This window comes from Desulfosarcina cetonica JCM 12296 (assembly GCF_001311845.1).
In the GTDB taxonomy this organism is placed as follows: domain Bacteria; phylum Desulfobacterota; class Desulfobacteria; order Desulfobacterales; family Desulfosarcinaceae; genus Desulfosarcina; species Desulfosarcina cetonica.
The window spans coordinates 1-4,678 of the sequence record NZ_BBCC01000298.1 but is presented as its reverse complement, the minus strand read 5'-3'; the positions used below and the strand labels follow the sequence as shown (position 1 = coordinate 4,678).

Sequence of the window (4,678 nt, the reverse complement as noted above, 5' to 3'; positions counted from 1 at the left end):
AGGCCGGCACCGGCGTTTCATGACGGCCCTTGGCCGGTGGTTGCCGCTCGGCGGGGCGGCTTTCATTGGACTTGCCGGCCGGCGCCTCGGTTTCCCCACGGGAAGCGATTTCTCCAGCCGCCGAATCAGCCGCCTCGATGGTGACCAACACGGCCCCGACCTTGACCGTATCGCCGGGGCGCACCCGCACCTCGGCAACGGTTCCGGTATACGGGGAGGGAATATCCACGGTTGCCTTATCGGTCTCCATGGCCAGCAGAATGTCGCCTTCCTTGATCTTCTGTCCGGCTTTCACGTACACGGCCGTCACTTCGCCTTCGTGGATGCCTTCTCCCAGGTCGGGAAGTCGAAACGATTGCGTCATGCCCTCTCCTTTCTACCCCTGATCCAGGGTCCGGCGGACTGCCCGGACAATACGCGGCACACTGGGCAGGTAGCTTTTCTCACGGCTGAACAGCGGGACCACGATGTCGAATCCGGTCACCCGTTCGATGGGCGCCTCGAGGTAGAAAAACGCACCTTCCATCAGGCGGGCGACGATTTCGGCACCGGGACCAAAACTCTGCGGGGCCTCATGCACCACCACGGCCCGCCCGGTCTTGCGCACCGATTCGACCAGCAGCCTGTCGTCCAGGGGGGAAAGGGTCAACAAATCGATCACTTCCGCTTTGACGCCCTCCTGCACGTCGAGCGCTTCGGCGGCAGCCAGGGTGGGACGGACCATGGCACCATAGGCAATCAGCGTGACGTCGCTGCCCTCACGGGCAATCTGCGGCTGGCCGATGGGCAGGGTTTCCACCGCTTCGGGAACCGCTTCGCGAAAGGCCCGATAGAGCGCCTTGCCCTCGTAAAAGACCACCGGGTCCGGATCGCGGATGGCGCTTACCAGCAGCGCCCGGGCGTTGCGGGGGCCGGAGGGGATCACGGTCTTGAGACCCGGTGTGTGGGCCCAGTATACCTCTCGGCTTTCCGAGTGGTGTTCGAGGGCCCTGACGCCGGCACCGTAGGGCGCCCGCAGCACCATGGGCACCGGGTAGCGGCCACGGCTGCGCCAGCGCAATCGCGCGGCATGGTTTTCCAGCTGATGGAAATTGTGGTAGGCAAACCCCGAAAATTGGATTTCGCAGACCGGCCGCAATCCATAGGCCGCCATACCGATGGCCATGCCCACGATGGCCGACTCGGCCAGGGGGGTGTCGACCACGCGCGATGCTCCGAACCGGTGGATCAGGTCATCGGTCACCCGGAAAACCCCGCCGTCCATGCCCACATCCTCACCAAGAACAATAACGCTGTCATCGGCCTCCATCTCCTGCCGCAGGGCCAGGTTGAGCGCCTGCACCATGGTAAGTTTATTCATGCTCGACCTCCCGGCCATCGGCGGCCAACTCACGTTCAAGGATCGCTTTCTGACGCCTCAGCGTTGGTGGCATCGCGGCGTACTGATGGTCGAACATCTCCATCGGATCCCCCATGGTTTTCATCCGGGCCTCGGCATGGTCAACGGCCGCCTTGATTTCGCCTTCGATTTCGGACTGCAGACCGGCAATCTTTGCTTCGTCAAGCACCCCCTTGGCCCGGAGATAGGTTTCGAACCGGATCAGCGGGTCCTTACGGCGCCAGGCGTCCACGGCTTCATCGGAACGATACCGCTTGGGGTCATCGGCGGTCGTATGCATCAGCACACGATAGGTGACGCATTCGATAAAGGTCGGCCCGCCGCCGGACCGGGCCCGCGCCACCGCTTCCTCGGCGGCCGCATAAACGGCCAGAATATCGTTGCCGTCCACCTGGATGCCGGGCATGCCATAGGCGACGGCTTTCTGGGCCAGCGTTTCGGAACGGGTCTGCCGCGACAGGGGGATGGAAATCGCCCACTGGTTATTCTGACAAACGAAAATCACCGGCACCTGGAACACCGCCGCGAAATTCATGGCTTCATGGAAATCCCCCTCCGAGGTCGCGCCGTCACCGAAAAAGACCATCACCACTTCGTCGCTTTGCCGGTATCGGGCGGCCCAGGCCAGGCCGACCGCATGGGGGATCTGCGATGCCACCGGAATCGATACGGGAAAATCCCGGCTGTGGTCCGGCATGATGCCGCCCTCGTTCAGACCGTTGTTGGCAATAATGATGTTATCGAGCCCCCGGCCGCGCCACAATTCGGCGGCGGTCTCCCTGAAGGACGGCACCAGCCAGTCGGTGGGCCGGATGGCGGCCACGGCACCCAACTGGGCCGCCTCCTGACCGGTGATGGGTGGAAACGTGCCGATGCGCCCCTGGCGCTGCAACGCCACCAAGCGCTCATCGAAGCGCCGGGCCAACACCATGAAGCGGTAGAGCTTGAGAAGCGTCTGGATGTCAATATCCGGTTCCAGGTCCTTGTCGACCTTGCCCTCGGCATCCAGAATGGCAAGAGACGTGATCGATACATCAGGAACGATTTTCTCATGTGGCATATGCGTCTCCTTTTGCCTTGCTCAGTTGGGAAATATGCGGGCTTTTTCCAAGAAACGTCCCAATTCCAATTAATTCCAAAATCATGCCGTTCATATCGACAAATATCATACTGATAATAAATCACTTTCTCACCCATCGGCGAGGCACCGGCATCAATATTTTGATGGTCTCAATTTTCAGCGGTCGACAATCATTTTTTTGACCCATAACGATTCGTAGCATAGCGCCATCCGCTAGGATGCAAGCGGAAGAACGGTTGGAACATGAATTGCGGCATGGATAGTAGAAAAAGAAACGAATTTGGCAGGAGACTGTAGCCAAAGGATGCTGCGGCCTGCATCCTCCACAAGAAATGTATCGGGTTGGGAATCGAGTTCGGCCAGTTCCACTGACGAGCCATCGTCACGGCAAGGGTAGAAGGGACTCAGGCGCCGGGCACCGCCAGAACATGGGCACCCTGGGGAAGGCCGACGTGCGCGGCAACAACGCTGCATTTGACCTTGAAGAGAAAAAAGATGTTTTTGGGCACCGTGTTCAGGCTCTCGAAATTGCCTTGGCCCTTGGCAATAATCAGATCCGCGGAATCAAATCGGTGCCTGAACGCCTCGCTGCAATCGTCCAGCAACGTACCGGGCGCGTCGGATCCGTTGTCAACAACGGGAACCAGATTGTCGAGTCCGGCTTGCGTTGCATCCTCGCGCGTGGCGTCGTTGATCACCGGTGCGCCGCGCACGGCCACGGTGACCCGTTGGGCTCCCAGCTGCTCGATGAGCAGGCGATCGAAAACGATCTCGCCGGCATTGTCGGCCAGGTAAAAGATGGTGTGTGCGCTGCGAAGTGCCTGCTGGAAGGCTGCCAGGGGGCCCGCCAGCGGTTCGGTCATGGCCTTGTCGACGGCATTCTGAAGATCGGTGGAGGAGATGGAACTGCTAACCCCCATATCGATCACGTTACCGGCCAGGGCCAGCCGCAACGCCATGACCAGCGGATCCGCAGCCGTCTCGACCGTTTGTCGGAGCCCGGGCAGCAGCGCCAGCGCCATGCGATTGCTCTTTTTTTTGATTTCCCGGTACGGATCATGGCTGCCGGTAAGTGTTCGCAACCGCCGGTGGATGTGTTGCCCAAAAACCGGCGGTGGTGTTTTCAGGTCCATTTTGCTCGTCCACTGGAGTACGTCGCGCATAATGCCTTCGTGGACGGATGGATCCGCCGATGTCATTCGGGCTGCATCCAGCGCCTGGCGAACGAAGCAGACAATGCAATCCAGCGCGCTTTCCATTCAGATCGCCTTCGGTAGGGAAAGGGTCGGCATTTTATCGTGTTTAAGATAATGTTTTTGGCAAGGCCAGAGGGAGGAAGCTGTATAACCCATACCGCGACGACCGATAACGCAGCCCAAAAACATTATCTTGAATACGATATCAGCCGGGGACAACGGTTTCCACCTGATATGCCTCGGGCAGGTGAGCCGAACCCTTGACGCAAGGGATACCGGCGCTAGTTGCGACCTGCGCCATGAGGTCGTCCAGGTGATCACAGAACCCGTCACCCATCACCCATGCGTTCGACTCCTTGTGGGCAAACGTGCAAGTACAAAAATGGATCGCTTCGGCCCCCTTGGATTTCAGGATTTTCGCTTTTTCGACCAAATCGTTGCCCGGACACTGGCAGGTAAAAAGTCCTGCGATCTCGGCCGCGTCATAACCGGCGAAGCCCTGGGCGCACCCTTTCAAACTGGTCAGACATCCGGTCAATGGGCAGCGGTTCTCATTTTTTTCGCAACGAATCAATCCGATTTTGGTCATCCGTGCCTCCCTTCGTAACGGGGTGAAAAGTACTGAGCGCCCATCGTCACGGCAAACGTAACACCGCGGCCTGGACCCAGTCCAGCAGGGGTGCCGGGTAAAACCCCACGCCGACGATGAGAACGATCATGCTCAGAGCCACCAAGCGGTGGGAGAAGTTCAGATCAATGGGCGCCGCCGGCGCGGCGGGCGCGTCCAGGTAGGCTGCTTTGAGCACCAACAGGTAGTAGTAGAGGGAAATCACCACGTTGATCATGGCGATAATCACCAGGGCCAAATAGCCCTTCTGCATGGCGGCCACAAAGATGAAAAGCTTGCCCGAAAAGCCGATCGTCGGTGGAATCCCGCCCAGGCCGAAGAGGGCCATCATCAGGGCCAGGGCCAGCAGCGGGGCCCGTTGGTGCAGGCCGGCG

At 59.8% G+C, this 4,678-nt stretch carries 6 protein-coding genes; all 6 read right to left on the bottom strand.

Features of this window, described 5'->3' with window-relative positions:
* Positions 1-364 (bottom strand): biotin/lipoyl-containing protein (locus JCM12296_RS32390; protein WP_157068106.1); only part of this gene is annotated, 364 nt, incomplete at its 3' end.
* Between the two features lie 12 nt (positions 365-376).
* Positions 377-1,360 carry an alpha-ketoacid dehydrogenase subunit beta gene (locus JCM12296_RS32385; RefSeq protein ID WP_157068105.1) on the bottom strand — a complete coding sequence of 328 codons (984 nt, stop codon included), beginning with the start codon at positions 1,358-1,360 and terminating at the stop codon, positions 377-379.
* A complete protein-coding gene (gene pdhA, locus JCM12296_RS32380) occupies positions 1,353-2,459 on the bottom strand; it encodes a pyruvate dehydrogenase (acetyl-transferring) E1 component subunit alpha (protein ID WP_054701789.1) in 1,107 nt (368 codons plus the stop codon). Before pdhA ends, JCM12296_RS32385 begins: the two co-directional genes overlap by 8 nt.
* 425 nt (positions 2,460-2,884) lie before the next feature.
* Positions 2,885-3,739, bottom strand: coding sequence for a damage-control phosphatase ARMT1 family protein (locus JCM12296_RS32375; RefSeq protein ID WP_054701786.1), 855 nt, complete (start codon positions 3,737-3,739; stop codon positions 2,885-2,887).
* Between the two features lie 142 nt (positions 3,740-3,881).
* Positions 3,882-4,265 carry a CGGC domain-containing protein gene (locus JCM12296_RS32370; protein ID WP_054701783.1) on the bottom strand — a complete coding sequence of 128 codons (384 nt, stop codon included), beginning with the start codon at positions 4,263-4,265 and terminating at the stop codon, positions 3,882-3,884.
* 46 nt (positions 4,266-4,311) lie between these two features.
* Positions 4,312-4,678 (bottom strand): proton-conducting transporter transmembrane domain-containing protein (locus JCM12296_RS32365; RefSeq protein ID WP_281492237.1); only part of this gene is annotated, 367 nt, incomplete at its 5' end.

Coding starts and splice junctions, on each gene's coding strand:
- pdhA (WP_054701789.1), bottom strand. CDS start 2,459: ATGCCACATGAGAAAATCGTTCCTGATGTATCGATCACGTCTCTTGCC.
- JCM12296_RS32375 (WP_054701786.1), bottom strand. CDS start 3,739: ATGGAAAGCGCGCTGGATTGCATTGTCTGCTTCGTTCGCCAGGCGCTG.
- JCM12296_RS32385 (WP_157068105.1), bottom strand. CDS start 1,360: ATGAATAAACTTACCATGGTGCAGGCGCTCAACCTGGCCCTGCGGCAG.
- JCM12296_RS32370 (WP_054701783.1), bottom strand. CDS start 4,265: ATGACCAAAATCGGATTGATTCGTTGCGAAAAAAATGAGAACCGCTGC.